Source organism: Marinobacter sp., from assembly GCF_965229985.1.
GTDB lineage: Bacteria > Pseudomonadota > Gammaproteobacteria > Pseudomonadales > Oleiphilaceae > Marinobacter.
The window spans coordinates 2,543,799-2,569,695 of sequence record NZ_OZ245935.1 but is presented as its reverse complement, the minus strand read 5'-3'; the positions used below and the strand labels follow the sequence as shown (position 1 = coordinate 2,569,695).

Sequence of the window (25,897 nt, the reverse complement as noted above, 5' to 3'; positions counted from 1 at the left end):
TCTCACAACAATGGATAATGGCTTGGTCAGCGGTCCCTGCCGCACATTCAGGATGGCTGCTAGTCTAACAGCTCAGTGGCGTTTTTTCGCAGTCAAAGGATCAGTATCTGTGCAGAGATTCGAGATTTGCCGGCCGGTCGTGTTCTGGTTTTTTATCCTGGCCCTGATGTTTGCCATGCCGTCCACCAGCTTCGGCCAGGACGAGGCTGACCAGGCCAGTGGGGCTGAAGATTCGGCGCCGGCTACGGAGTCTGCAAGCCGGTCCCTGATCTGGACGGGCACCGGCGAGCGCTCCCTGACCCAGACCTTTCCCGAGGCAGCGGTATGGCTGGAACTTGAGGAGGGCGATCGGGCACTGGGGCTGTTCTATCCGGAAGCCAGGTTGCCGGCCCGCGGCGCGGTGCTGGTTCTGTCGGACGAGGGCGAAACCGCCGCTTCCGGCGTGACCGGGGCACTGGCCGCGGGGCTGGCTTCAAGGGGCTGGGCCGTGCTCACTCTTGGGCTGGAGTCGCCCTCACCGGTACTGAGTGACGTCCTGATGCGGCCCGTGGCAGAAGAGCCATCGGCGGAAACGGAGGCGGGTGAGCAGGAAGCACCGGAATCGGTAATGATCGATGTCATGGCTTCAGAGAGTGCCGATGACCTTGAGGCGCGCTACCGAAGCCGGATCAGCCAGACGCTCCAGGCAGGGCTGGCCCAGTTGGCTGAGCGGGGCTATGAAACACCGGCTGTTCTGGGAGTCGGGCGAGCCAGCATACACGTGACCAACCAGGTACTGGAGGGGGCTGATGCCGCTGCGCTTATCTGGGTGGCCCCCCAGTTTTACCCCGTTGATCGTCCGGATCTGCCCGAACGTCTGGAGTCGCTGAGCACTGAATTGCTGGAGCTTTATCCGTCCGGAGCCGTTGATGATCAAACCAAATGGAGTATGGGGATGAGGTTGCGACGGGCCGGGATGAGTGGCTTTGAGCGACAACCGATTCCCTGGTTCACGCCAGCGCCCGGAACTCTGGGCGATGGGATCGCCAGCCGCGTTGCTGCCTGGCTGGAGTCCCGCCAGGACTAGCGGACGGTGTTGTGGCGCTTTATCAGTTCCCAGGCCTGCTGATAGTGAAGCAATCGTTCCTTGGCGAGGCTCTGATCGCGGGGGCTGACCTGCTGTTGGGCCAGCTTGTCCGGATGGCACTCGGATACCTTCTTGCGGTAGGCCCGTTTAATGATCTCCAGTGAATCCCGCCGGGTAACCCCCAACAGCTCGCACGCCTGCTGATAACTGGTGGGACGGGAGAGGTTTTCACTATGCCGGGTCCAGACCTTGCTGGCATAGCTGTCGAAGATGTCCTCGCTGACGCTCACCGGCAGACCAATCTGGTCTATGGCATCCTCGCAGCGGTAGCGTCTGGGTTTGCCGGGCCGGCCGTTAAGCTGGCTGGCGTGGCATAGGCAGATGGCGGTTTTCAGGGCCGGAGCCGGCCAAAGGCGACGGGAAAGGCGCATGGCCAGCCCGCGGATGAAGGGCAGTTGCCCGGCTGACTTGCCGTCCTGGAACCAGCCAATGGCGCGCCGTCGCTGACGCTTCGACAGCCTCATGGCTTTTATCAGGGATTCAGCATAGCCAATGTCTGCTTCGGTCACCCGCCCCTCTGACTTGGCGATGTAGCCCAGGAAAAAGAACAGGGGGCGCCTGCACCAGCGGGGCAGGTGGGCGCGCTCGATAAGAGCCGGCGCCTGATGGCCGCAGGCAGAAAGCTCCCGCATCAGGCTGGAGAACTCGGCTTCCATCCGGGCCGGCAGCACCGGTTGCCGTTTACTCCCTGCCATGGCTTTCGGATTCCCTGTTGCCCAGTTGCCTGTCCAGCGACTGGAGGCGTTCCGGGGTGCCGACGTCTACCCATTGTCCCCGGTGATAAAGCCCTTTCACACGGCCTTTGCCTATGGCATTGCGCAGCACCGGGCCCAGCTTTCCCGCCCGATCGGTCAGGCCTTCGAACAGACTCCGGTGCAACAGGCTGATGCCGGTGAAGGTCAATTTCTCCGGCCCGTCGCCAATGAGCCATCCCTGATCGGTCAGATGAAAGTCACCTTCAGGGTGATGTGGCGGGTTATCGGTAACAACCAGCAGGGCGTCCGCGTCAGCCGGCGGTGTCAGTTGTGACAGGTCGAAATCGCTCCAGATATCGCCATTGATCACCAGAATCCAGTCAGACTTATCATCGGCAAGCAGGGGCAGGGCGCGCACTATGCCACCGGCGGTTTCCAGGGGCTCGCCTTCCCGGGAGTATTGAATGGACAGTCCGAACTGTTCGCCATTGCCCAGGGTCTCTTCAATCTGGTCACCCAGCCAGGCATGGTTGATCACCACGTCCCGGATTCCCGCCCGGCGAAGGTGGTCCAGATGGTAGCTGATCAGAGGCTTGCCGGCGGCCTGGAGCAGGGGCTTTGGTGTGGCCAGAGTCAGTGGCCGCATGCGTTCACCTTTGCCGGCGGCAAGAATCATGGCTTTCACGGGTGCGGACGCTCCTGGCAGGGGGCCGGGCCAATGCTCGCCTCGATCCGGGGCATGACCGTGTCGCTGAGCCATTCGTGGAAGTGGCGCAGGGCCGGCTGCCGGCTACTGGCAACGATCAGGTACTGCACGGTTCGGGGAATGTCATTGAGATAACCGTGCTTGCCATCGCGGATCGACAGCCGCGCGAAAATCCCGGCGGCCTTCAGGTGGCGTTGCATGCCCATCAGTTCAAACCACTGGCGGAAGGTTTCCGGATCAGCCCGGTGCAGGCCGGCGTCCCGGCTGCTCTGGCGAAACACCTCCAGCCAGTCGCAGATGCGCTCCTCTGGCCATTGGATGTAGCAGTCTTTCAGGAGGGACACCACGTCGTAGGTGACCGGCCCGGTGACTGCATCCTGGAAATCGATGACACCGGGGCGCGGTTCATTGGGGCGAACCAGCAGGTTGCGGGAGTGGTAGTCCCGATGAACCGTCACTTCCGGTTGCGCCAGGGCGCTCTCCCGCAGCATGGAAAAGGTGGTCTCCAGCAGAGCTCGCTCGCTGTTCTCCAGGCTCATGCCCAGGTGCTGCTCCAGCAGCCAGTCCGGAAACAGCGCCATTTCCCGCTCGAGCAGGGTGGCGTCGTAGGGCGGTAGCGGGTAATCCTTTGGGGAGGGCTGGCGGGCAATGAGGGTCAATTCCTCAAGGGCGTTCCGGTAAAGCTGGTCTGCGGAATCGGCGTTCAGTTGGCCAAGCATCAGCTGGTCGCCAAAATCCTCCAACAGCAGGAAGCCCTGCGTCAGATCGGCCTGGATGATTTCCGGCACGGCGATGCCCTGATGGTGCCAGTGTCGTGCGATGGCCACAAAGGGCTCGCAGTGTTCGTGTTCCGGGGGCGCATCCATGACGATAAAGGGCACGCCGTCACCGGGAGCCGTCGCCTGATTGGCGCGCTGCCAGACCCGGAAATAGCGGCGAAAACTGGCATCGCCGGAAACCGGTTCGGCTTCGCTCTGTTCAAAGCCGGGGAACTGTCTGACCCAGTTGGTCAGCAACTGCAGGCGGGTATCCATAGCTCGGGTTGCGATCCTGAAAATAAGTTGTCGCTGACAGCGAAAGTTAGCAGACGAGTATAAAGAGGGTAAATCGGTTTTGCAGCGGAGTTTCCGTTAACAACCCCGGAGGGCACGTGTAAACTAGGCGGCGGTTAATACTGCCCGTCCTCCAATTCACCCGGAACAGGATCCAGCCACCGTGCCATGTCCCGAACGCCCACTGCAATCGCCGGAAAGCCGGTGGCAGAGCCGGTATGGCCGCGTGTTGCTGGCCGCGCTTCTAGGGTTGGGGGGTGCCGCCAGTTATGCCCAGACAGCGCCATCCGCAGCGGAAATTGACTGGAGGCCCAGGGCGGAATTGCCAGCCGAGGTGCGGTCTTCGTTGCCCCTTTTCTGTGACGGTGGTTATTTGCCGTCCGGTAGAAGCAATGGCGTCGGCGGTGCGTTTGCCAATGGCGCTGATGCCGAACAACCGCTGGAGGCCAGCGGCCTGAATGCCCGTTATGAAATTGACCGCGAGTTGTTTCTCCAGGGAGATGTCCGGATTCGACAGGGAGGCTTCCAGGTAACCGGTTCAGAAGCCCGGTACAGCCAGCAGCAGGGCGCGGTATCAGTCCAGGGGCCACTGGTCAGCCGAGGTGATGGCTTCCTCCTGACCGGTGAGAACGCGAATTATGATGTCGATACCGGTCGCCTTGACATCAATACCGCGACGTTTCTGCTGCACGGGCCCGAAATGCGCGGTCGTGCAGGCAGCCTGGCGCGGATCAGTGAAGAGCAGGTCGTTATTGAAGATGGCTTTCTGACCACCTGCGGCCCGAAGCAGAACGACTGGGCCATTGTTGCCTCGGATATCCAACTGGATCGGGCCGAGGGATTTGGCACCGCGAAGCATGTTCGGCTGGAGGTTCTGGATGTGCCAGTGTTCTACTGGCCCTGGGCCAGCTTTCCCATTGATGATCGCCGCAAGTCCGGCTTCCTGTACCCACAGTTCGGCTCCTCCAGTGCCGGCAGTGGCGGTTTTCTCGCCGTGCCCTACTACTTCAACCTGGCGCCGCATTACGACGCGACACTGACGCCCCAGTACATTCACGGCCGGGGTCTGTTCAACGAAATTGAAGGTCGCTACCTCAGTTCTCTCGGGGAAACTACCCTGCAGCTCGGGTACATCGGCAATGATTCGGCGTTCCAGGAAGAAAATCCCGGTGAATCCGGTGAGCGCTGGGCCCTGGATGCCACGACCCGGGCTGCCTTTGGCCGTGGCTGGCGGGGCTACGGAGATTTTTCCGTGGTGAGCGACGAAGACTATCTCAGCGATCTGAACCGCAGCCTTGAGATCAACCAGGCAACCCATTTGCAGAGAAAGGGCGGGGTAGCCTACCGAAGCGACAAGCAGTATTTCGATGCCTACCTCAACGATTACCAGACCATCAGTGATCGCATTGCCGACGTGGACAAGCCCTATGCCCAGTTGCCGGAAGTTATCTACGCAGGGGAGACCGGTGCGGGGATTGTGGAGGCCAACCTGGAAAGCCAGTACACAGTTTTTTACCGGGATAACGAAGCACTGACCGGTCTCGACCGGGCCAACGGCCAGCGTTTCCGGGCGCGGCCGGAGCTGGCGTTGCCGATGCGGGCATTGTGGGGGTTCAGCCGGCCTTCGGTCAGCCTTGACTACACACGCTATGACCTGGATGACTACGTACTGGGCGATGGTACCTTTGATCGCACTGTGCCGGTTGCCGAATGGGATAACGGCTTGTATTTCGACCGACAGAGCAGCCTCTTTGATGTGCCCTACAACCAGACCCTGGAGCCCCGGCTCTATTACGCCTGGGCCGATGCAGATCCGGATCAGAACGATATCCCGGATTTCGACACTGACCTCCAGACCTTTCGTTTTGAACAGCTGTTTCGACCGGACCGCTTCACCGGCGGTGACCGGGTAGGCGATGCCAACCAGTTGACCGTTGCCCTGACCAGCCGTTTCAATGACCTGCTCACCGGGGCCGAGCGTGCCCGGTTCAGTATTGGCCAGGTCCAGTATTTTGAGGATCGCGAGGTGACGCTGTTTGGTGAAGGTGCCGGTACCAGGAGCCGTTCACCGCTGGCGGGCGAGGTCGTGCTTAACCCGCTCGATACCCTCGAAATCCGCTCTTCCGGGCTGTGGGATCCTGATACCGGGGATACTGAGGAAGGACGAAGCCAGTTGACCTTCCACTCCAGTGATTACCGGTACCTGGCAAGCGTGGGGCACACATACAGCCGGGGCGAATTGGAACAGTCGGATATTGCGGCGGTTTTCCCGGTATCGGACCGTGTTAGTCTGATCGGCCGCTGGGTCTATGATTCCAATCTTGACCGGACCGTCGGATCCCTGGCCGGGCTGGAATACAATAACTGCTGTTGGAGTGTTCAGGTGGTGCACCAGAACTACCTGACCGACGACCGGGAGCTGGATAGCCGCATACTGTTCCAGATCCAGCTGAAGGGGCTCGGCGGCAGCGATGGTGCCTCATCGAGTATTTCCGAGGCCATTTACGGTTTTGATGAAAGGGAGCGTCGTCGTTTTGGAACTCCCTGAGTGGATCCCGGACTAAGGCCCCCAAAACGCCAGAAAAGCTCAAATTCTATTTGCAGAGGTGATTATGAAGGCGACCCTTCGCCATGGTGTACAAGCGTTACTGATTCTTCTTGCCGTTTTGGCCCCGTTGTCTGTTCAGGCCGAGCGTAAGCTGCTGGATCAGGTAGTGGCCATCGTCGACGAGGATGTCATCCTGCAGACCGAGCTGGAGGCGCGCATCAGTACCATCACCAGCCGGCTCAGCGCACAGGGAACGGCGTTGCCGCCGCGGCAGGTCCTGGAAGAGCGCGTGCTTGACCAACTGATCACCGAGTCGATCCAGATGCAGATGGCAGACCGCGCCGGCATGCGCATCAGCGATAACGAGCTGAACGAAACCATGGCCAACATCGCCGAGCGCAACGGCATGAGCCTGGCGCAGTTTGAAAACCAGCTGGCTGCCGAAGGTGTGACCTATAACCAGGCGCGCGAGCAGATCCGCAGGGAGATGCTGACCAGTCGCGTTCAGCAGCGTCAGGTAGGCAACCGGGTTCGGGTAACCGATCGGGAAGTGGAAAACTATCTGGAAAGCCTGGAGGCCCGTGGTGGCAACAACGCCCAATACCGGCTTGCTTATATTTTTGTCAGCGTTGACGATCCGTCGGACGATGCAGAGGTGGATGCGGCCCGGGAAAAAGCCCAGCGTCTGCGCAATGAGATTGCCAGTGGCCGTGATTTCCGCGAGGTGGCCGTTGCCGAGTCCGATGCCAGTAACGCCCTGGAAGGCGGGGATATGGGCTGGCGTGCCGAGGGTCAGCTGCCGTCTCTGGTGGCCCCGGTTGTGCCGGAGCTGCCGGTGGGTGAGCCATCGGAAGTTCTGGAAAACAACAGCGGCTTCCACCTGGTGATGGTGATGGACAAGCGCGGTGGCGAGCAGCAGCAAATGATCCAGCAGCATCGTGTCCGTCATATCCTGGTTCGGCCTTCCGAGGCAACCACCGACAACCAGGCCGAGACAATGATCCGCGACCTGTACCAACAGCTTCAGAACGGAGCCAGCTTCAGTGCCCTGGCCAGGGAGTATTCTGATGACCCGGTGTCGGGTTCCGATGGCGGCAACCTGGGCTGGGTAAGCCCTGGCCAGATGGTGCCCGAGTTTGAGCAGGCCATGCTGGCGGCTGATATTGGCGAGTTGCGCGGGCCGTTCCGCTCCCAGTTTGGCTGGCACATCCTGGAGGTGCAGGAACGCCGCCAGAAAGATATCAGCGGTGATGTGCGCGACGCCGAGGCCCGCCAGGCCATCTATCGCCGCAAGTTCGAAACCGAATTGCAGAACTGGCTCCAGGAAATCCGCGATGAGGCCTTTATCGAGTTCAAAGGCGAGTACGCCAAGGACGCACCTGCAGAAGAAGAGCCGGTCTCCTGATGACTAAGCCCGTGGTGCTGGCGCTCACCGCCGGCGAACCCGCCGGCATTGGTCCGGAGCTGTGCCTACAGCTGGCGCTGGAGGCCAGGACCGGGGGTGTGGTGGTGGTCGCCAGCAGGCCACTGCTGGAGGCCCGGGCGAAGCAATTGAATCTGGCGGTTGAACTGCGTCCGTGGCAGCCCGGCGAGGCGCCAGAAATGGAAGCAGGCCTGTTGTCGGTGCTGCACGTGGAAGGTTGTGCCAATCACCAGCCGGGAACGCTGGACACCGGCAGCAGCGCCTATGTACTCAGAACACTGGAAGTCGCCGCCAATGGCTGCCTGAGTGGCGATTTTGATGGCATGGTGACGGCGCCTGTCCACAAGGGTGTGATCAACGAGGCAGGCATCTCGTTCAGCGGCCACACCGAGTTCCTACAGGAGCTCTGCGGGGTGGATCGTGTGGTCATGATGCTGGCGACCGACGAGTTGCGGGTTGCGCTTGTTACCACCCACTTACCGCTCAAGGACGTTTCCGCCGCCATTACCCCGGAGCGCCTGACTCAGGTAACGCGAATTCTCGATGCTGATCTGAAAAAGTTCTTCGGCGTTGCCCGGCCCAGGATACTGGTGGCAGGCCTGAACCCTCATGCCGGCGAAGGTGGTCACCTTGGTCGGGAGGAAATCGACACCATCGAGCCAACCCTGGAGGCTCTGCGCGCCGAAGGCATTTCTCTGACCGGACCTTTACCTGCCGATACCCTGTTTACCCCGCACTGGCTCGACAAGGCCGATGCGGTTCTGGCCATGTACCACGACCAGGGACTGCCAGTATTGAAGTTTCAGGGCTTCGGGCGGGCCGTCAACATTACCTTGGGGTTGCCGATTGTCCGCACCTCAGTGGATCATGGCACCGCCCTGAATCTGGCTGGCACCGGCCGGGCTGATGCAGGCAGTCTGCATACGGCCCTGAAAGTGGGCGAGCAAATGGCTCGTTGTCGCAAATCTGCAATTGAAGAGACCCGTTCGTGAGTAACAAAGCCGGCCACCAGGCCAGAAAGCGGTTTGGCCAGAATTTCCTCCATGATCCCGGGGTCATAGAGCAGATCATCCGCGCCATTAACCCGAAACCCGATGACGCCATCGTGGAAATTGGTCCCGGCCTGGGCGCTCTGACCGAAGAGATACTGGCCGTGAACCCAAGGCTTCAGGTGGTGGAGCTGGATCGCGACCTGATTCCGGTGCTGCGCACCAAGTTCTTCAACTACCCTGAGTTCCGGATTCAAGAGGCGGACGCGCTCAAATTTGATTTCAGTGAGCTGATGGTGGATCGTCCCCTGCGGATCATCGGGAACCTGCCGTACAATATATCCACGCCCCTGATCTTCCACCTGCTGGCGCAGGCGGACGTCGTGCAGGACATGCACTTCATGCTGCAGAAAGAGGTGGTACAGCGGATGGCAGCGGTGCCCGGTGACAACAATTACGGTCGCCTCGGCATCATGACCCAGTATTTCTGCAAGGTGCAGCCGCTGTTTGAAGTGGGTTCCGGCGCTTTCCGCCCGGCGCCGAAAGTGGATTCGGCGATTGTTCGGCTGGTGCCCCATAAGACACTGCCCCATCCGGCGAAGGATCTGGCGACGCTCCAGGCTGTGGTCCGCACGGCTTTTAACGCGCGCCGAAAAACACTGCGCAAGGCTCTGGGCGGCATGGTGTCGGCCGAGCAGCTCCAGAGCCTGGGCATCAATGACGGTCTGCGTCCGGAGAACCTCTCCCTGGCCGATTACGTGGCCATTGCCGATCTGCTTTTTGAAGAGAAGGGCACAGCTAACCCGGTAAACGAGGCAAGTGATGACTGACTACGCCATTGGCGATATTCAGGGCTGTTACGAACGCCTGAGAGATGTCCTGGACAAGGTGGATTTCTCCCCTTCCCGTGACCGCCTTTGGGTGGCCGGCGACCTGATCAACCGTGGCCCGTCCTCACTGGCAACCCTGAGGTATATCGAGAGCCTTGGAGATTCGGCGGTGGTGGTGCTTGGAAATCACGATTTGCATCTGCTCGCCGTGGCGCTGGGCGGCCATCAGACCCGCCGCAAAGATACTCTGTCCGATATCCTTGAAGCGCCAGATCACGACCGGCTGGTGCACTGGCTCCGGCAACAGAACCTCTGCGTTCACGACCCGGTCCGGAATCTGGTGATGACCCACGCCGGTCTGCCCCATATCTGGACGGTCAGTCAGGCCTTGGCCTGCGCCCAGGAAGTGGAAGCTGTAATTCGGGGCAGTTCCGCCGAGGAATACTTCACCCAGATGTACGGCAACCAGCCCGAACGGTGGGATGAAACCCTGCAGGGTATGGACCGCTGGCGGATCATTACCAATTATTTCACACGCATGCGCTTTATTGCCGAGGATGGCACCCTGGAATTGGCGGCCAAGGAGAGTGTCGACAGCGCCCCGGAAGGTTTCGAACCGTGGTTTCATTTCCCTCGTACTGACGATGTCCGTGTGGTGTTTGGTCACTGGGCAGCCCTGGAAGGAAAAACCGGCAGCGACCGGTTTATCGGCCTGGATACCGGGTGTGTCTGGGGTGGTACCTTGACCATGATGAATCTGGATACGGGAGAAAAGATCCACTGTGACTGCTGAGTCCGTACAACACCCAGCAGGCCGCGTCCTTGGGTTTCCCCTGGTGGCGGGGGGCTTTCTGGCGCTCCTGGCGGTGATGGCTGGCGCCTTTGGTGCACACAGGCTGCGCAACCTGGTCAGTGAGCGAGGGCTTGAAGTTTTCCAGACCGCCGTCACATATCAAATGTATCATTCCATAGCGCTGGTTCTGTTGGCGTTGCTGGCCGGACAGGGGCTTTCCAGGAAGTTACTGGGTTGGTCGGCGGGATTTTTGCTGGCCGGCATCCTGTTATTCAGTGGCAGTCTTTACCTGTTGGTGCTGACAGATATCCGCTGGATCGGCCCGATCACGCCCCTTGGTGGGTTGTGCTTCATGGTGGGCTGGGCGCTGGTAATAACCTCCGGTCTCCGCCGGAACAAGTAATGAATACAGAGGTTCAAGAGTCACTATGCAGGTTCAGGTGAATGGCGATGCAATGGAACTGCCGAATGGCGCCACCATTGCCACGCTGATTGAAAAGATGGCTCTCGCGGGCAAGCGGCTGGCGGTTGAGGTGAACGAGGACATTGTGCCACGAAGCCGGCACCCGGAATTTACCCTGAGCGATGGCGACCGTGTAGAAGTCGTTCACGCTATTGGCGGCGGCTGAACAGTCTGCCCAGCCCACCCATGACGGCGGTTCCCATCCTCCCGTAACAAACGATTCAGGAACACTATGACAGAGACATCCGAACTCCAGCTTCCAGAAGACAGACCGCTCGAAATCGCCGGACGGGTCTACCAGTCCCGTTTGCTCGTCGGGACCGGCAAATATCGTGACATGATGGAAACCGGCCATGCCATCGAATCCAGCGGTGCCGAGATTGTTACCGTTGCGGTGCGCCGCACCAACCTTGGCCAGAATCCGGATGAGCCGAATCTGCTGGATGTGATTTCCCCGGACAGCTATACCATTTTGCCCAATACTGCCGGTTGTTATACCGCGAAAGATGCCGTGCGAACCTGCAAGCTGGCCCGGGAGCTCCTGGATGGTCACGACCTGGTGAAGCTGGAAGTGCTGGGTGAGGAAAAGACCCTTTACCCGAACATGACCGAGACGCTCGTCGCCGCCGAAGAACTCATCAAGGATGGCTTCAAGGTGATGGTCTACTGCTCGGATGACCCGCTGCTGGCCAAACGCCTGGAAGACATGGGTTGTGTGGCCATCATGCCGCTCGGTGCGCCGATAGGGTCCGGGCTGGGTATCCAGAACCGGTACAATATCCGGTTGATTGTGGAAAACGCCAAGGTACCGGTGCTCGTGGATGCCGGTGTCGGCACTGCCTCAGACGCCACCATCGCCATGGAGCTAGGTTGCGACGGCGTATTGATGAATACCGCCATTGCCCAGGCGAAAGACCCGATCAAGATGGCCAATGCCATGCGCCTCGCCATCGAGGCTGGCCGGGAAGCCTACCTGGCAGGCCGTATGCCCAAGAAACTCTATGCCAGTGCATCCTCGCCCATTGATGGCACCTTCTTCTGATCTCGGGCACAATCCTGACTAACGATAACCGAGGGCCGGCATTGAACGACCGGCCCCGACAACGATAAATCAGAGCGCTGCTGTCCTGCCATGACTGATCAGAAACCCAGTCGCCGCGAGGCGATTCTTCATGCTCTTGTGGAACTCCTGGAGACCGATCCGGGCGCCCGAATCACCACCGCCGGCCTCGCCAAATCCGTTGGCGTTACCGAGGCCGCTTTGTATCGGCATTTTCCCAGCAAGCGGAAAATGTTCGAGGCGCTTATCGAGTTCGCCGAAGAGGCCGTGTTCTCCCGCTGTCAGGTGATCCTGCAGGAACAGGAGGACGTGCGGGTTCGCCTCCAGCAACTGGTGCATCTGGTGCTGGTGTTCGCGGAGCGTAACCCTGGTCTGTGCTGTGTGCTGACCGGAGACGCCCTGATGGGCGAAAACGACACCCTGCGCAAGCGTGCTTCCCAGTTCTTCGAGCGCCTGGAAACCCAGGTACGCCAGACCCTCAAGGAAGGCGAAATCCGCCAGGGCCTGCGGCCCAGAACCACGTCCGCTCGGGGCGCAGATTTTGTCCTGGTGTTCGTCGAAGGCCGGATTCAGCGGTTTATCCGCTCGTCGTTCTCGCGGTTGCCCTCTACTGACTTCGATGAGAGTTGGGGGTTGGTTGCTGAGGGTGTTTGGGGCTGAGTCTATCTCTTAAGTAGCCTGATCGTTCTGGTGGTGAGGCGAAGGCAGGAAGGGCTTTCCCGAAACCGCTACGAGCACATCCATGTGCGCTTGGCGTCGGCCATCCTTGGCCGCCGACATTTCGGGAAAGCCCTTCCTGCCTCCGCCTTTCAGGCCTTTCCGATATCTCTCCAATAATAGAATCACGAAGCCTGTAGGTTGGATTAGGCGAAGCCGTAATCCAACAAAACACTTTGGGAATACCTTCACTGTGTCGGATTACGACTTCGTCTAATCCGACCTACCAAATTTCCCAAGATGAATTCGCGATATCACCGTAGCGATGTCGGCACGGGATGGGAACCTGCTCCCCGGAATGTCGACGGCCAAGGATGGCCGGCGCCAAGCGCACATGGATGTGCTAGTAGCGGTTCTGGGGAGCAGGTTCCTATCCCGTGCCCGCCCCGAAGTTAACAGGCTAGTGACAACCTCCGAAGGCAATCACAAGCACAATCAGTCGTACCCAGAGGCAGACCGGAGGATAGACCGAACAGGCTCCCAGACAGCCGGCGCCGAGATCAGAATATCGCGACCCCAGAGATCGGCAGGATAGCCCACAGGTACTTCGCTGAAGTGGCCCGCTGTGGCACCTGCTTCCAGGGCGATCAGGCGTGCGGCGGCGAAGTCCCAGGGGCTGACGTTCTCGTAGTAGATATCCAGTCGGCCACAGGCCACCCAGCAGATATCCAGGGCCGCCGAGCCAATACGGCGCAGGTCGCGGCACTGATGAATCATGGCGTCCAGGCGTTTGACCAACGGCTCAAGGCTGTCTTTGGTGTAGGGGAAACCGGTGGCGAAAAGGGAGTCTCTGGGAACTGTGGCGCCACTGTGCCGGATGGGGCGGCCATTCAGTGTTGCGCCTTCTGAGCGGGTTGCCCGGAAGGTTTCGCCCGGGAAGGGCGCATGCACCACACCCGCCTGAACGCGACCTTTTTCAGCATAGGCAATGGATACTGCCACCTGGGGATGGCCGTAGGCGTAGTTCACGGTGCCATCGATGGGGTCGACGATCCAGAGCGGGGTGTCCAGTTCTTCGGCCTGGCTCAGGTCGGGCATGGTTTCTTCGGAAAGGATTCGGTGGCCGGGGAAACGTTTGCGGATGGCTCCGGTGATGAATTCGTCTGCCATCACGTCGGCGTGGGTTACCAGTTCGGTCTGGTGCTTGTAGTCGGTGCGCAGGGTCTTGCCGTCCCTCTCGCAGCGAATCAGTTCGCCGGCCTCCCGGGCCAGGTTTTCGGCAAAGTCGGTAATCTCGAGCAGAGAAACAGAATCAGAATCAGACATGGCGCCCCCGTTGATATCCCGTAAGAGAGTGAGGGCGCCAGTCTAACACGGCAGAATCAGAGGCTGTTCAGCCACTGTTCCATCTTGTCCATGGCGGTGACCAGCCTTGGGCAAGCCTGTTTTACGAAGTCGTCGCCCAGTTCCTGTTCGGCATAGTCGCCGCCTGCGAGCTCCAGGGACTCGGCGCCGTCGAAATCGACGAAAGCCAGGCGCGCCGCCAGGTGATCCGGCACGAAGCCGAAGTCGCTGGCGGGCAGGATGGCCACGCCGGTGTTTTCCAGCAGGGCCTGGCAGAAGGCCTGGCTGGTTTTGATGTCCTTCCTGGCCAGTTGTTCCCGAAATTCGGAGAAGTCCGGGAACAGGTAGAAAGCTCCTTCCGGCTTCTGGACCACCGCGCCCATCTCACTCAATCGGCGATGCATGTACTCGCCAACAACTTTCAGCACCCGGCGGGACTGTTTCAGGTATTCCTCGATGTCGTCACCGCCGTTGAACGCCGCGATAGCTGCGTGCTGTATGGGGGCGCTGGTGGCGGTGTAGGTTTCGCTGGCGATGATCGCCATGGCGTCCTGCAGCGGTCGAAGTTCCCGGGGGAAGATGAACGTGCCCAGGCGCCAGCCTCCGGCACCCGCCCACTTGCTCAAACCAGTACTGATGATGGTGCCTTCCGGGTAATAGCGGGCGATGGATTTGTGTTTGCCCTCAAAATGCACTTCACCGTAGATCTCGTCCGACAGCAGAATCAGCCGGTATTTGCGGGCCACGTTGGCGATGGCCAGCAGCTGGTCGTCGGTGTAGGTGCACCCGGTAGGGTTGGACGGGTAGTTCAGGATCAGGATCCGGGGCCGCGAGGGATCATCGCGACAAATGATGTCCAGTTCTTCCGCCGTTAGCTGCCAGTTGTTCTCGGCATGGGTCGGCAGCCAGTGTACCGAGCGGCCGATGATCCGGGCTTGCGGGGCGTAGGAAACCCAGCTGGGGCGCGGAATCAGGAGATCGCCGTAGTAGGCCAGCTGCAACATGAACAGCAGTTCCTTGGAACCCGGGCCGATCAGGACATCTTCCCAGGTACAGCGCATGCGCTCGCTGCGGTTGATGTAGCCGGCAATGGCTTCGCGAAGGCCCTTGAGGCCTTTGACCGGAAGATAGTCCTTTTCGTGGGCGTGCTCCTTGAGCGCTTCCACCACGCGATCAGGAACCGGGAAGGGGGATTGCCCCAGCCCGAGTTTGATAATGTCCTTGCCCTCGGATTTGAGCTGGTTGCTCAGTTCGTTGATGCGAAGTGTGGCCGAGGGCTGAATGCCCCGAACGTTCAGGTTGATCGCGTAACGGTGGTCGTTTTGGATGTCCATTGTCCCTGTCTGTTGGTTGGAAGTGACCCCGTCAGTATAGAAAACCCAAACATATCTGTGATGTCGTGGCGGATAGGTGATTGCCGCAGTTTTTCGTCAGACTTTGGTCTTGGCTAGCGGGATTTGATCCAGACTTCCACGCGACCATTGCGCGGGCTGCCACTGCCACCAACCGGCATGTACTGGCCGTAGCCGGTGTAGGCCACGTCTGGAACATCCACTTCCTGAAGCGCCTTGCGGACTGCCAGGGCCCGGAGCTCGGAGATCATCTGGGCACGTAATTCATGACTCTGGGTGTCGGCAAACCCGATCAATAGCAGATCGTCAGCGGATCGGCCGTTCTGGACCAGGTACTGCTGAACCCGCTGCAGGTCCCTGCGGGCCTTGTTATCGAGTCTGGTCCGGCCTTCTGAGAAGCGGAAATTGACCGTCAGGCGATGGTAGTTGCCGGTCAGGCGGCGAAAACTCTCGGGCGTCGCGTCGTCGAATTCCGGCTTTACTGCGATGGGGTTCTGAGAGATAAAGCCGGACTCGGCCACCAGTGCCTGACCTTGCTGGCCCAGGGCGAATCCGATCAGACCGGCGGAAAGCGGTGGGACATCGCTTCCCGGCGTGTACATGAACAAACGCCGTGACAGCGGGTAGTCCTCGCTGGCGACGGTGAGCTGGTTGGGGCGCAGGGCTGGTGCATTGCCTTCCGAAATAGCCAGGAGTTTGCTGTCCCGAACGGAGGCCAGGCCGGAGAAGCCAATGCCCGACGGATCCCGGCTAACGTCATCCGACAGCTGGTCGTTGGATTCATAGCGTTTGGCATTGCTGTCCAGTTCGAACTGTTTCCCCAGCACCAGCGATTTGAAGGTGTCCCAGGTGCCGGAGCGGTCATCCCTGGCATAGAGGTGGATCGGCCGGTTCGGGCCGTCCAGCTCTGACCAGTTCCGGATCTGACCGGAAAACACTCGGCCCAGGGTTTCGATGCTCATCTTGCTGACGGGGTTGGATGGGTGTACCAGAATGGCCAGTCCATCAATGGCAATCACGTGTTCGCTCTCGGGCGCAGTGAGGTCTGCGCGGGCCTGGAATTGCTCTGCTTCCTGTTGTTTTACCGGGCGGGAAGAGGCCCAGATGTCGGCCTCGCCGGCGGCCAGCGCCTTGAAGCCGGTGCTTGATCCGTGCGCTGCAACCAGTACCTCGGCCGCCCGATTGTTCACAGGCGCTCGCAGGATCTTTTCGTTTTCCACGCCCGTGCCCCTGGCTGCAACCTGCCCGCCGCCATGCTCTTCCAGGTAGCCGGTAACGAGCATTGGCGCCAGGGTAGCGCCGACGGTATTGGAACCGTGGATTTCCAGATCATAGGCCTGGGCCTGGAACGCCAGAAAGGCCGGTAGTAGCAGTCCCGAAAGTGTTGCAGTCATCCGTGTAAGTCGCGGCATTTTTACGAAAACCTTTACCAGTCAGGTGGTTGAGAACCGAGAAGGATGCTTCAGAAATATGACAATTATGTTTCATTGATCGCGCGCCATGGCGGTGACCGGGAAGGATCTGTAAAAAAGTGTTAAGCAGTCCGCGGAGTGCAAGGCTCGGCTGGCCTATAGTGATGCATCCGCCGTAACAAAAATAAACACAGCGGGCAGAGGCACATCCATGGATGCCATCACATCAGAACCGGGGCAGCCTGTTGGTTGTCCCACTCAGTCGCTTCCCCTGGAAAAGGTGTTGCTGGTCGATGATCATGCCCTGTTCTCCCAGGGGTTGGCGGGTCTTATCCGGCAGGAGGGGCTGGCCGAATGCGTCATCACGGCCAGCACCGTCGAGGCTGCCGCGAGTCTGTTGGCCCGCCAGAACGATTTTCAGCTTATCCTGCTCGATATTGCGCTTCAGGGAGAGACGGGGCTGGCCCTGTTACCGAGGCTGGCATGTTACCGCAAACCACCCCCGGTGGTGATTATCTCAAGCAGCGAAGATGAGGTTACAGTGCGGGCGGCAAGGGCGGCCGGCGCCAGTGGCTTTCTGGCGAAATCTGCCGGTCGGTCGGCGTTGGTGAGCATGGTTCGGTTTGTGAGTCGTGGCGAGGGTTACTTCCCGGGTGGTGTTGAACCCGTAGCGCAGGATCTGTCGTTAACACCAAGGCAAATGGATGTGCTCCTGCTCCTCGCGCAGGGCTTCCCCAATAAACGCATCTGCCAGAGTCTGAATCTGACCGAACACACGGTAAAAACCCATCTCAAGGCGATTTTCAACCAGCTTGGTGTTCATAACCGGACAGAGTGCGTGAATCTGGCTCGTGCACGCGGGTGGCTGTGACGGCTGCAGGTATTCGTACCCAGAACACCGAACCCTGGCCAGGCTCGGTGTCGACTCCGCACGCTCCCCGCATCAGGGCAACGAATTCGCGAACAATCGTCAGGCCCAGCCCCAGACCCGGGTAATCGGTCTGGCCATGCCCCCTGACATAGGGCGAGAACAGGGTATCGTTCAGCCCGGGTGGCAGACCGGTTCCGTTATCCGAGACCTCCAGCAGCACCTGCGTGTCCACTCTGTGTGCGGACAGGTTAATAACATTGCCGCCGCTGTGTTGCACCGCATTGAACATTAGATTTTGGAGTACCCGGGACAGTAGGGAAGGGTCCGCCATGACCATAAGGTTGCCAGCGCTGTGGTCAATCTCGATGTTCACCTTCCTGTTGCCCGGAGAATCAGCCAGCAGATCGCTTATATCCTGGAAAATCGGCGCCAGTGGCGTGGGGCGGATATCGGCACGCACCATGCCCTCGTTCAGTCTGGCGCTGTCAAAGACGGTGCCCAGCAGGCGGCGAAGATGCCGGATCATGTCCTTTAACTGTCTGATCACGGGATCCTTTCCAGGGTCGTTATTGCCGGGCGACAGGCTTTCCAGCGTTATGTCGATCACGTTCAGGGGCTGGCGCAGGTCATGGCTGGCTGCGGTGATCAGTTCGGTTTTGCGCCGACTCTCATCCCGGGCCGCCCGATGCAGTCGATCCAGTAACTGACGGTCCAGGAAGTGCGCGCGATGGCGGTATTCGCTGGTCCAGGTTCCCACCATGCCGATGATGTTGGCCGTCGTCAGAAAGAACAGATTGGTCGCGATGGCAGAGCCGGACATCCCGTTCCACAGCTCAATCATCAGGTAGCTGATCACCAGCACCAGTGAGACCAGGGACGCGCTGAAAAATGGCAGCCCCATGGCAAAGTATCCGAACATGAGCATCAGGATCATGCCCTCGTAGGGCAGTGGAAACGCAACTTGCCGCGCCGCTGCGATGATTGCCACAACGCTGAGACCGCCCAGGAGGTAGGCGAGGGTATAGATGCGTTCAAAGGTACTGTCGGAGGGAACCGGACGGTGGGCGAGCCAGACCACTACGGCAATGACCGGGCAGGTGAAGGCGAGCCGGATGGATACCGTGACCTGTGCCAGCTCGGGCGGCAGGGTTAGCGCATCCATACCCGCGTAGACCAGAAACAGGACCAGCCCGGCTACCGAGACCGGCCGGGCCCGCTGCCGGATCAGACCCGCCCGGGATTGCCGGTATGCCTCTTCGAGGTCTGGCGCGAAACGCAGGTTGCGAAAACCAGCGGCCTGCTGCTGTTCGATCTGCTCGGTCGTCATGGCCGTGTCCAGTGGCGGGCAAGTCTCTGGATTGTAGCTGGCCTTGGCCCGCCTCTTCGGGAACCCGAGCACATTCTGGTCAGCCGTTGCCCAGCATCTTCAGCCGTGCCCAGGTCCTGTCCTGCTCCTGCGGGAAATGTCGCTCCAGCAACGCCTGCCGCTGCTTCTCCAGATCGGCCTCTGCCAATCCTGACGAGTCTGCCTGGTCCATCGCTTCCCGGAAGTCTTGAAAACGCTGGTCAAACTGCTCCCGCTGCTTCAGATAACTCACGACACTTTCGACACCGTCCTGATTCACGCCCAGCTCTGCCAGTTCACGTCCGGCTGCCTCCGGAGAAGAAGCAGACTCGATGGCAGCGGTCCGTGCCTGTTGCTGTCGGGTGCTGGCATGCAGGTGTTGTTCGGTTGTTCTCAGTTGTTCGGGCAACTGGTTGCGGTGCCATTGGACGAGAGCCTGCTTGCCCTGATTGCTCAGGTCCGTGCGTTGCTGAATGGCAAGGGTTGCCAGGGTGTACTCGCTGTAGGCCTCTTCGAGCCCGAAGAACGCCTGGTGCGCCTCGGAGCTGAAGGTGGCCGCCCGCAGCTGTTTCAGCTGTGCCAGGGCGTCGCCCAGAGCACCCAGTTGGTAGCCCGGATTGCCTGCCCGGGCAGGATCGAGGCGCGTTTGCATGACCTGCAGTGACGCCTGCTTATAGGCAAGGTATTCATCAAGCAAAGTCAGCGCCTGGGAGGAAGCGGGCTCTGGTAGATGAGCTCGGGCCATAGCCTCGATCTGTTGAATCGCCGTTTCCGGAGATACTTCGCCGACCGTGCTGAGGAAGTAATCGAAGAAATCCCGGACCTGGAGGTTGATAACCAGCTCACCTTTGCCATTGGCTGTCAGGGCGCCGTCGATTTCCGTACCTGAAAGTGAGGCTGCGAAGGGTTGCGGACCGAGTGACTCCGGAGTCGTGGCATGCTCCGGGCCCTGGGCAGCGCTGTCTGTGGCCAGTTTTTCGCTGGATTCGGACGAACGCGTCGGATAATGCGCTGAAGTAGCGGATTGCGTTGGTACTGAAACCGTTATTTCGGCTTCTGTCTGAGCTGTTCCGGCAAGACCGTACCAGAGACCACTGCCGGCCAGAATGGCCGACAGGGCACCCGGAAACAGCCACCGACGGGGCTCGATGGATGTCCGTTTCATGGTTACCTCACAGACCGCGGTTTTTAAGCCGGTTGGCCTGGGTGCGATAAAGGGTGACCGGGTTGGTCCAGAGAGAGCGGGCACCCAGCAGGTGGTTGATGGCATCTACATGGTTCATGTCGTAGTGGGTGCCGATCACCCGGCCCATCATGGTGGAGCAGACGCCCACAAGACCGTCGTTGGGCTCGCTGCCGAAGGCCAGGGCGGTAACACCCAGGAAAGGATCGGTAATGTCGAAAACATTGGTCCACACGCCCCGGCCGGTCCAGGAGAAGAACTTGATGCGGTTGCCGTCGATCCAGACATCCTCACTGGTGCCGGCGCAGCTATTCCGGTTCACGCCTTTCCAGCCAAGGGCGTCGTTGAGGCTGGTTGTGCCGGGTGTGGTGAGGGTCTCCAGGGCTGCCAGCCCGTTCTGCGGGTTGTTCGCTCCGGACAATGCATTGACCAGGTCGCCCAGGGCGTTGGCGATGGCATTGGCGCCGCCCTCGACATAGCTGCCCGGTGGAAGTATCCCTCGGACCACATCGGCTACTTTGGAGCCTTTGTTGACGCCATCGATGGAGGTGACTGAGGCAATCCGGTGGGGAATCAGGGCGGCGGTCACTCGGGAGGTAGGCGCGCCCTGGCTGTGGGCCATCAGGTTGACTTTGGAATGGCCGAGACTGTTGACGTAGTTCGCCAGTTGCTGGCCCCGCTGCTCACTGCTGTTGACGAAGGAAACGCTGGCGGAGTAAACCCGCGCGCCACTGCGTTCAAGATTCCAGGGGATGGTGTGGAAATAGTTGACCAGGCCGCCAATGGTGTTGAATCCGGTTACACCATGAACCAGGACAATCGGATGGCGGGTCTGAGTATAGCTGGCGTGACTGAAAAACGAGACTGACAGCAAGGCCAGCCCCAGCAGAACTGCTGTGGTGAATCGAATACGCATTTATGACTCCTGTTGTTTTTGTTGACGACTGCTTCAGGCAGCCGACGGTCGTCGATGCGTTGTCGATTATTGGTTCGAAATGCGTGATCAGGAATCGCCCAAATGGGTGAGGACAGGGAGGCTGCGTATTCAGGAAAACCGGTGGGGTTCCAGTTCCATATGCTGGATGCGCTGGCCCAGCATGATGATGCGGCCAGTGTAGCGTTCCTCGCCGGTAGACGTGAAATCGAACAGGAAGCGGCGCCATACGCGGATCCGGCCCTGATCGTCGCGCTTGAACCAGAGACCACGGAGGAATACCGCGTCATCCAGCAGCATCACGTCCATGCTTTTGCAGTAGCGACGCGCGGCCTGCAGCACGAAATCCTTGATGGCTTTGGCGCGCCACCAGTACCACACAGCGAATCCGGCCACGAACAGCCAGAACAGGGTTCCAAGAGTCACGGTTGCAGCGATCTTCCAAGGTTGGTCAGAGGGTTGATCGCCAGCCTACCTTATTGCGTCGGCTCGGGGAATCGTTGCCGCTTCTCTGGTGCCGGTGCCGGCAACAGTCGGTCACACAGCATCTGCAGGAAATGACTGGTCAGCAACTGGGCCTGGTCCACGTTGTTGCCCAGATGTTCCGACTCCTCCCGGGCGTTTTCGCTGCTCTGGACGGAACGGTTACCGAGCTCCAGAAGCCGTGCTGCCTGCCGTTCCACCTGAACGCTCAGTGCGGCCTGTTGTTCGGTAGCCCCGGCCACCTCATGGGTGCAGGAGGTAATGACATCCACATCCCTGAGTGTCGCCTCCAGCGTTTCGCTGGCTTCACTGGCGATGCCGGCTGTCTGTTCGCAACAGCGCGTTCCGTTGTTGATCACCTCAACGACTTCCCGGGTCTCGGTTTGCAGGGCTCCGATCATCTCATCGATCTTGCGGGTGGATTCGTGGGTTCTCAGCGCCAGGCCCCGCACCTCATCGGCAACCACGGCGAATCCGCGGCCTGACTCTCCGGCGCGGGCGGCCTCGATAGCAGCATTCAGAGCCAGCAGGTTGGTCTGCTCGGCGATGTCCGAGATTACGTCCAGAACCATGCCGATGGCGTCGCTCTTTTCAGACAGGGCCTGCATGCGTTCATTGGCGACAGAGAGCTGCTCACTGAGCTCCGTCAATGACTGGTTCATGGACGTCATCTGGCCGCGACACTGACCGGCTGACTGGCGTGCATCGTCTGTTGCCTCGTGAGTACGGGCAGTCAGCTCACTGACTCGACGAACACTTTCTGCAAGCTCCTCGAAGGCCCGGGTTATGTCCTGGATGTCATCCTGTTGGCTGCGAATGCTGGCCACTGAATTCGAAACCCATTCGACCGTGCGTTGCTTTCGGCCGTGAAGCTTGCCGATATTGGCGTGCATGCGGGCAGACACTGCCCGGAGGACGGCGTCCCGTTTCTGGCGATCGAATTCGATCCAGGCACCTTCATCCCTACGGCCGGTATAGACCCAGGGCATGGCCGGATGGGCCTCGCAGCACGCCGCTCTGGCGCTGCGCATCATCGGCAGCGTCAACCAGAAGAATACAATGAATACCGACATTACCAGCCCCTGCAATAACAGCAGGTGGGGCAGAGTCAGCTCGGACAGGCCGAACCAGAGAAGCGCGAATGCCAGCATTCCATAAAGGCAACCGAGTTTCAGTGGCAGCGGTGGGCTGATCGCCAGGTATCGTCGTGGCACTTTGCCCTGGTTCCAGGCTGCATAGAGTTTTTCAGCCCGGGCAACCTGATCTGGTCGGGGACGGGTGCGAACCGACTGGAACTCAACAATCTCGCCGTCTTTGCGTATGGGCGTGACAAAGGCGTCCACCCAGTAATGATCGCCGTTCTTGCAGCGGTTCTTGACCATACCCCGCCAGGATTCGCCGGATTTAATGGTCTGCCAGAGATTCTCGAAGGCTCCCGGTGGCATGTCCGGATGTCGTATCAGGTTGTGGGGCTGGCCGACCAGTTCGTCAATCGTATAGCCCGCGACTTCGGCAAACTCTTCATTGGCGGCGGTGATCTTGCCGCGAAGGTCGGTGGTGGTGATCAGGTGGTAGTGGTCCGGGTATCCCCGTTCTTTTTGGCTGACGGGTTCATTGATTCGCATGAAGTATCCTTGCCTCGGTGGTGGTGCTTGTCATCTTGACTAACTATTAACCGACTCTGGTCTGTTCGATATCCGGATATTGCAATAATTGAACGTATCTTCATCTTTTCTTGTGCTTTGGTCGTAACCATCGTGTTTTTGCAATATGTGGCTAGGTCAGCGACAGATACTGCTTATGCTAACAAGTGGAGCTGGTCGGACATGATTCAGGGGCTGCTTAAAAAAGGAGTGAGCAGTGCATGCAGGCATTACAACAACAAGATTTCAGGGCTCTCGTAGACAACCACCCAAAAGCCATCATGCTGGCAACCAGGGAGCCCAGGATTCTTTACGTGAACGAGAAATTCCGTTCAGTCACCGGGTACCGGTCGGACGAGGTGCTTGGTCAGTCTCCTTCGCTGCTCAGTTCGGGATTTCACTCCCGTGAGTTCTATCAAGCTATGTGGAAGGCTATTGGTCATAAAGGGCGCTGGGAGGGGCTGGTCTGGAATCGGCGCAAGAACGGAGAGACCTATCCGCAGTGGTTGACGATCTATCCGGTTGAGCACGAAAGTCACCAGTTTTACGCGGGCGTTTTCATGGATGTGGGCGATATGACGGCTGATGACGAACGCCTCGCGTCGCTGGCCTATTACGACCCGTTGACGGAGCTGCCAAATCGCTCGCTGTTTCAGGAATTCCTGAAGGCGCGAGTCTCACAGAGGGCACAGGACGGCCGGGCGTTCGCGGTTCTGTATATCGACCTGGATTTCTTCAAGTCCGTTAATGATTTGCATGGACACGATTGTGGTGACCGGGTATTGCAGCAGGCAGCTCTGTGTATCCAGAGCGTGCTTCGCCGCGGGGACGTCGTGGCCCGCCTATCGGGAGACGAGTTCGCTGCCATTATCGAACTTCAGAATGACGATGACCTCGAGAGCGTGTGTCAGCGGATGGTTCAGAGCTTCAGGGCGCCCGTGATTGTCGATCATCGTGAGTATTTTTTGTCGGCATCTGTTGGGTCCGCCGTTTATCCGAACCATGGCAGTCAGGCATCCGAACTGCTGCAGAACGCGGATCGGGCCATGTACGCAGCAAAACTTGCGGGGCGGGCCTGTTTCCGGGTCTATGATGCGATCGACACCGAGCAAGGTCGGCATGCCGAGCTGCTATCCGAGGCGTTGATTGTTTCACTGAAAACGGCGCCCGAGGAGTTCTCGGTTGTTTATCAGCCACAGTACCACCTCGATACCGGCAAGATGGCGGGGCTGGAAGCACTGCTCCGTTGGACTCACCCTGAGTTCGGCGCCGTGTCACCTGCGGATTTCGTACCGATCGCGGAACAGCGAGGCCATATCCACGAGCTAACGGAGCATCTGGTACGTCGCATTGAATCGGATCTCTCCGAGTTCCCACACTCATTTCTCCGTGGCCTGCGGCTTGCTCTCAATATTTCGGCCCGACAAATCACGGACTCCCGTCTTGAAGCTCTGTTAAATCCACTGTTTGAAAGAATTCGAGTGGTTGGCTGGTCGCCCGAAATCGAGATCACTGAAACCCATTTGATGAACCTGTCCCACCAATACCTGGATAAGCTGCGCGAATTCGGTGAACAAGGAGTAGTTGTCGCAATCGATGACTTCGGCACCGGCTATTCCTCTCTGGCCTATCTGCACACACTGCCGGTTCAGGTGCTGAAAATCGATCGACAATTCATTCATCGGCTGGGGAGCGAATCCCGTGATTCACGTATCGTCTCGGCCATTTTGGCGATCGCAGATGCGCTGGATTTGGAGGTGGTAGCGGAAGGTATAGAGAGCAGTGAGCAGCATAGGAAACTGCGTGAGTTGAAATGCCATCGGGGCCAAGGGTACCTGATGGCTCGGCCGGCTCCCTGGGACACATGGAACGATGATCTGATTGATCAACATCAAGATAACAGTAAATAACCCTGCAATGATTAAGGTCTTGCAAAATTTGGCTAGTGGAACGGCGCAGTCTCGGATAGAAGTAACCCAGGCTTTCCACGAAGGAATTTATGGGACCTACATATCGAAAGTCGGCTCTGGGCGCATACCTGAGACTGAACAATGCTTCCTTGGATGAATGGCTCGCCGCCCTGCGCGAGTTGTCCGGCTGCGATGACATGCATTGCCGGCTCCACTCGGGCAGCGGAAGAGTCGGTGCTCTGTCGGTGCTTGAGAGTGAACTTGGGCATGTGATCTCACTGAGAGCAGGCAAAAGCATGGACGTTTCCGGCTGCCGGGCCTCGGATCCGGTACTCTTGTTTCCGGGGGCCGGCATGCCTGAAATCAACATTCGAGGCGGAGGCTGGGGCACCTTGGATCAGCTGTTCCTTGCCCGTCCCGAGGACAGGTTTGAACTCCGTTTGCCACCCAAGACTGAAGTCATAATCTTGAAGCCAGGCAATGGTGCTCTGGATGATTCGCGACCGCGATCGTCCGGGGCTTGGCTATCCGTTTTGCAAGTCATGATCGGCTGTTACCTCGACCGTTTGCCCTTTGTCCGCGATGATGACCAAGCGAAAGGATTAACAAATCGTCTTTTCGATTCAATGAAAACGCCCTGGACACCCGGGAAGGCAGCCGTGTGCTCGGAACGTACCCTTGATCGTCGTTTGCAGAGAGTGGTCGAGAAAATTATGCAGGATCCTGTTTGGGAGTTTGATCTCAAGGAACTTGCGAATTTTGCCGGGGTTAGCGAGCGTAACCTCTATTATCTGATGAATCGGGAAACGGGTATTACACCCTATCGGTTCTATCAGAGGGCTCGTTTGACCCGGGTTCGTGAGCGGTTGGTTGACTGTCAGTGTGAGGTGCCACACATTTCCTGGTACGCCGCGGATGAGGGGTTCTCGCACCTTGGCCGATTTGCCGCCATATACCGGGAGCATTTTGGGGAGCTGCCCAGCGAAACCGTTCAATGGCGCCGAAATCTGCTGAGGCACAGCGATGCTTCCCGGGCGGAGCTTGTGGCGACATGAATGCCGCCGGCAATAAAAAGCCC

24 protein-coding genes are annotated in these 25,897 nt (G+C 59.3%); 13 read left to right on the top strand and 11 right to left on the bottom strand.

The window, feature by feature from the left end:
- The first annotated feature begins 109 nt into the window (after positions 1-109).
- Complete coding sequence (locus tag ACO06L_RS11840; RefSeq protein WP_202346007.1) at positions 110-1,066, top strand: DUF3530 family protein; 957 nt, start codon at positions 110-112, stop codon at positions 1,064-1,066.
- On the opposite strand, the gene ACO06L_RS11835 is transcribed toward ACO06L_RS11840, so the two are convergent.
- The 3 genes from ACO06L_RS11835 to ACO06L_RS11825 are packed head-to-tail and all read right to left on the bottom strand — an operon-like array spanning position 1,063 to position 3,561.
- A complete protein-coding gene (locus tag ACO06L_RS11835; RefSeq protein WP_227715763.1) occupies positions 1,063-1,821 on the bottom strand; it encodes a DnaJ domain-containing protein in 759 nt (252 codons plus the stop codon). The two genes, ACO06L_RS11840 and ACO06L_RS11835, sit on opposite strands and share 4 nt — an antisense overlap.
- Entirely contained in the window at positions 1,808-2,506 is a 699-nt protein-coding gene (gene murU, locus ACO06L_RS11830) for an N-acetylmuramate alpha-1-phosphate uridylyltransferase MurU (protein ID WP_202346006.1), read from the bottom strand. Before murU ends, ACO06L_RS11835 begins: the two co-directional genes overlap by 14 nt.
- Positions 2,503-3,561 (bottom strand): aminoglycoside phosphotransferase family protein, encoded by a 1,059-nt coding sequence (locus ACO06L_RS11825; RefSeq protein ID WP_202346005.1) that lies wholly within the window; start codon positions 3,559-3,561, stop codon positions 2,503-2,505. The genes murU and ACO06L_RS11825 overlap by 4 nt, the downstream gene beginning before the upstream one ends.
- 244 nt (positions 3,562-3,805) lie before the next feature.
- Here ACO06L_RS11825 and ACO06L_RS11820 point away from each other — a divergent pair, with 244 nt between their 5' ends.
- The 9 genes from ACO06L_RS11820 to slmA all read left to right on the top strand — a co-directional run bounded on the left by ACO06L_RS11820 (position 3,806) and on the right by slmA (position 12,345).
- Entirely contained in the window at positions 3,806-6,127 is a 2,322-nt protein-coding gene (locus ACO06L_RS11820; protein ID WP_202346542.1) for an LPS-assembly protein LptD, read from the top strand.
- A 64-nt stretch (positions 6,128-6,191) separates the two neighbouring features.
- A complete protein-coding gene (locus tag ACO06L_RS11815; RefSeq protein ID WP_064229832.1) occupies positions 6,192-7,532 on the top strand; it encodes a peptidylprolyl isomerase in 1,341 nt (446 codons plus the stop codon).
- The gene (pdxA, locus tag ACO06L_RS11810; protein WP_202346004.1) at positions 7,532-8,542 is read left to right on the top strand and encodes a 4-hydroxythreonine-4-phosphate dehydrogenase PdxA; all 1,011 of its coding nucleotides are present in this window, start codon (positions 7,532-7,534) and stop codon (positions 8,540-8,542) included. Before ACO06L_RS11815 ends, pdxA begins: the two co-directional genes overlap by 1 nt.
- Positions 8,539-9,369, top strand: a complete 831-nt coding sequence (gene rsmA / locus ACO06L_RS11805) for a 16S rRNA (adenine(1518)-N(6)/adenine(1519)-N(6))-dimethyltransferase RsmA (protein WP_202346003.1) — start codon at positions 8,539-8,541, stop codon at positions 9,367-9,369. The genes pdxA and rsmA overlap by 4 nt, the downstream gene beginning before the upstream one ends.
- Positions 9,362-10,162: a symmetrical bis(5'-nucleosyl)-tetraphosphatase gene (locus ACO06L_RS11800; RefSeq protein ID WP_202346002.1), complete on the top strand. Its 801-nt coding sequence runs from the start codon at positions 9,362-9,364 to the stop codon at positions 10,160-10,162. The genes rsmA and ACO06L_RS11800 overlap by 8 nt, the downstream gene beginning before the upstream one ends.
- A gap of 43 nt (positions 10,163-10,205) precedes the next feature.
- Positions 10,206-10,565 (top strand): DUF423 domain-containing protein, encoded by a 360-nt coding sequence (locus ACO06L_RS11795; RefSeq protein WP_202346541.1) that lies wholly within the window; start codon positions 10,206-10,208, stop codon positions 10,563-10,565.
- A gap of 25 nt (positions 10,566-10,590) precedes the next feature.
- Complete coding sequence (gene thiS / locus ACO06L_RS11790) at positions 10,591-10,791, top strand: sulfur carrier protein ThiS (RefSeq protein ID WP_064229836.1); 201 nt, start codon at positions 10,591-10,593, stop codon at positions 10,789-10,791.
- 66 nt (positions 10,792-10,857) lie between these two features.
- Positions 10,858-11,667, top strand: a complete 810-nt coding sequence (locus ACO06L_RS11785; protein ID WP_202346001.1) for a thiazole synthase — start codon at positions 10,858-10,860, stop codon at positions 11,665-11,667.
- Positions 11,668-11,757: 90 nt separating this feature from the next.
- The gene (gene slmA, locus ACO06L_RS11780) at positions 11,758-12,345 is read left to right on the top strand and encodes a nucleoid occlusion factor SlmA (protein ID WP_008173360.1); all 588 of its coding nucleotides are present in this window, start codon (positions 11,758-11,760) and stop codon (positions 12,343-12,345) included.
- 492 nt (positions 12,346-12,837) lie between these two features.
- On the opposite strand, the gene ACO06L_RS11775 is transcribed toward slmA, so the two are convergent.
- The 3 genes from ACO06L_RS11775 to ACO06L_RS11765 form a co-directional block, all read right to left on the bottom strand.
- Positions 12,838-13,668 carry an inositol monophosphatase family protein gene (locus ACO06L_RS11775; protein WP_202346000.1) on the bottom strand — a complete coding sequence of 277 codons (831 nt, stop codon included), beginning with the start codon at positions 13,666-13,668 and terminating at the stop codon, positions 12,838-12,840.
- A 56-nt stretch (positions 13,669-13,724) separates the two neighbouring features.
- A complete protein-coding gene (locus tag ACO06L_RS11770; RefSeq protein ID WP_202345999.1) occupies positions 13,725-15,020 on the bottom strand; it encodes a pyridoxal phosphate-dependent aminotransferase in 1,296 nt (431 codons plus the stop codon).
- A gap of 113 nt (positions 15,021-15,133) precedes the next feature.
- Positions 15,134-16,432, bottom strand: coding sequence for a substrate-binding domain-containing protein (locus ACO06L_RS11765; RefSeq protein ID WP_227715764.1), 1,299 nt, complete (start codon positions 16,430-16,432; stop codon positions 15,134-15,136).
- Positions 16,433-16,661: 229 nt separating this feature from the next.
- Between ACO06L_RS11765 and ACO06L_RS11760 the strand changes: the two genes are divergently transcribed.
- Positions 16,662-17,321 carry a response regulator transcription factor gene (locus ACO06L_RS11760; RefSeq protein ID WP_202345998.1) on the top strand — a complete coding sequence of 220 codons (660 nt, stop codon included), beginning with the start codon at positions 16,662-16,664 and terminating at the stop codon, positions 17,319-17,321.
- Here ACO06L_RS11760 and ACO06L_RS11755 read toward each other — a convergent pair.
- The 5 genes from ACO06L_RS11755 to ACO06L_RS11735 form a co-directional block, all read right to left on the bottom strand.
- Positions 17,254-18,648 carry a sensor histidine kinase gene (locus ACO06L_RS11755; RefSeq protein WP_202345997.1) on the bottom strand — a complete coding sequence of 465 codons (1,395 nt, stop codon included), beginning with the start codon at positions 18,646-18,648 and terminating at the stop codon, positions 17,254-17,256. The genes ACO06L_RS11760 and ACO06L_RS11755 overlap by 68 nt on opposite strands.
- A gap of 79 nt (positions 18,649-18,727) precedes the next feature.
- On the bottom strand, positions 18,728-19,831 hold the full coding sequence (locus ACO06L_RS11750) for a lipase secretion chaperone (RefSeq protein ID WP_202345996.1): 1,104 nt from the start codon (positions 19,829-19,831) through the stop codon (positions 18,728-18,730).
- A gap of 7 nt (positions 19,832-19,838) precedes the next feature.
- Positions 19,839-20,765 carry an esterase/lipase family protein gene (locus ACO06L_RS11745; RefSeq protein ID WP_202345995.1) on the bottom strand — a complete coding sequence of 309 codons (927 nt, stop codon included), beginning with the start codon at positions 20,763-20,765 and terminating at the stop codon, positions 19,839-19,841.
- A gap of 129 nt (positions 20,766-20,894) precedes the next feature.
- Positions 20,895-21,209 (bottom strand): DUF3301 domain-containing protein, encoded by a 315-nt coding sequence (locus ACO06L_RS11740; RefSeq protein ID WP_008173344.1) that lies wholly within the window; start codon positions 21,207-21,209, stop codon positions 20,895-20,897.
- A gap of 50 nt (positions 21,210-21,259) precedes the next feature.
- Entirely contained in the window at positions 21,260-22,891 is a 1,632-nt protein-coding gene (locus tag ACO06L_RS11735) for a methyl-accepting chemotaxis protein (RefSeq protein ID WP_202345994.1), read from the bottom strand.
- Positions 22,892-23,130: 239 nt separating this feature from the next.
- Between ACO06L_RS11735 and ACO06L_RS11730 the strand changes: the two genes are divergently transcribed.
- Entirely contained in the window at positions 23,131-24,819 is a 1,689-nt protein-coding gene (locus tag ACO06L_RS11730) for a putative bifunctional diguanylate cyclase/phosphodiesterase (RefSeq protein ID WP_064229845.1), read from the top strand.
- Between the two features lie 89 nt (positions 24,820-24,908).
- A complete protein-coding gene (locus ACO06L_RS11725) occupies positions 24,909-25,874 on the top strand; it encodes a helix-turn-helix domain-containing protein (protein WP_064229846.1) in 966 nt (321 codons plus the stop codon).
- Positions 25,875-25,897 lie beyond the last annotated feature (23 nt).

Coding starts and splice junctions, on each gene's coding strand:
- ACO06L_RS11755 (WP_202345997.1), bottom strand. CDS start 18,648: ATGACGACCGAGCAGATCGAACAGCAGCAGGCCGCTGGTTTTCGCAAC.
- ACO06L_RS11775 (WP_202346000.1), bottom strand. CDS start 13,668: ATGTCTGATTCTGATTCTGTTTCTCTGCTCGAGATTACCGACTTTGCC.
- pdxA (WP_202346004.1), top strand. CDS start 7,532: ATGACTAAGCCCGTGGTGCTGGCGCTCACCGCCGGCGAACCCGCCGGC.
- ACO06L_RS11825 (WP_202346005.1), bottom strand. CDS start 3,561: ATGGATACCCGCCTGCAGTTGCTGACCAACTGGGTCAGACAGTTCCCC.
- ACO06L_RS11735 (WP_202345994.1), bottom strand. CDS start 22,891: ATGCGAATCAATGAACCCGTCAGCCAAAAAGAACGGGGATACCCGGAC.
- ACO06L_RS11760 (WP_202345998.1), top strand. CDS start 16,662: ATGGATGCCATCACATCAGAACCGGGGCAGCCTGTTGGTTGTCCCACT.
- ACO06L_RS11750 (WP_202345996.1), bottom strand. CDS start 19,831: ATGAAACGGACATCCATCGAGCCCCGTCGGTGGCTGTTTCCGGGTGCC.
- ACO06L_RS11765 (WP_227715764.1), bottom strand. CDS start 16,432: ATGACTGCAACACTTTCGGGACTGCTACTACCGGCCTTTCTGGCGTTC.
- thiS (WP_064229836.1), top strand. CDS start 10,591: ATGCAGGTTCAGGTGAATGGCGATGCAATGGAACTGCCGAATGGCGCC.
- ACO06L_RS11835 (WP_227715763.1), bottom strand. CDS start 1,821: ATGGCAGGGAGTAAACGGCAACCGGTGCTGCCGGCCCGGATGGAAGCC.
- ACO06L_RS11785 (WP_202346001.1), top strand. CDS start 10,858: ATGACAGAGACATCCGAACTCCAGCTTCCAGAAGACAGACCGCTCGAA.
- ACO06L_RS11725 (WP_064229846.1), top strand. CDS start 24,909: ATGGGACCTACATATCGAAAGTCGGCTCTGGGCGCATACCTGAGACTG.
- ACO06L_RS11815 (WP_064229832.1), top strand. CDS start 6,192: ATGAAGGCGACCCTTCGCCATGGTGTACAAGCGTTACTGATTCTTCTT.
- ACO06L_RS11800 (WP_202346002.1), top strand. CDS start 9,362: ATGACTGACTACGCCATTGGCGATATTCAGGGCTGTTACGAACGCCTG.
- ACO06L_RS11745 (WP_202345995.1), bottom strand. CDS start 20,765: ATGCGTATTCGATTCACCACAGCAGTTCTGCTGGGGCTGGCCTTGCTG.
- ACO06L_RS11770 (WP_202345999.1), bottom strand. CDS start 15,020: ATGGACATCCAAAACGACCACCGTTACGCGATCAACCTGAACGTTCGG.
- ACO06L_RS11730 (WP_064229845.1), top strand. CDS start 23,131: ATGCAGGCATTACAACAACAAGATTTCAGGGCTCTCGTAGACAACCAC.
- slmA (WP_008173360.1), top strand. CDS start 11,758: ATGACTGATCAGAAACCCAGTCGCCGCGAGGCGATTCTTCATGCTCTT.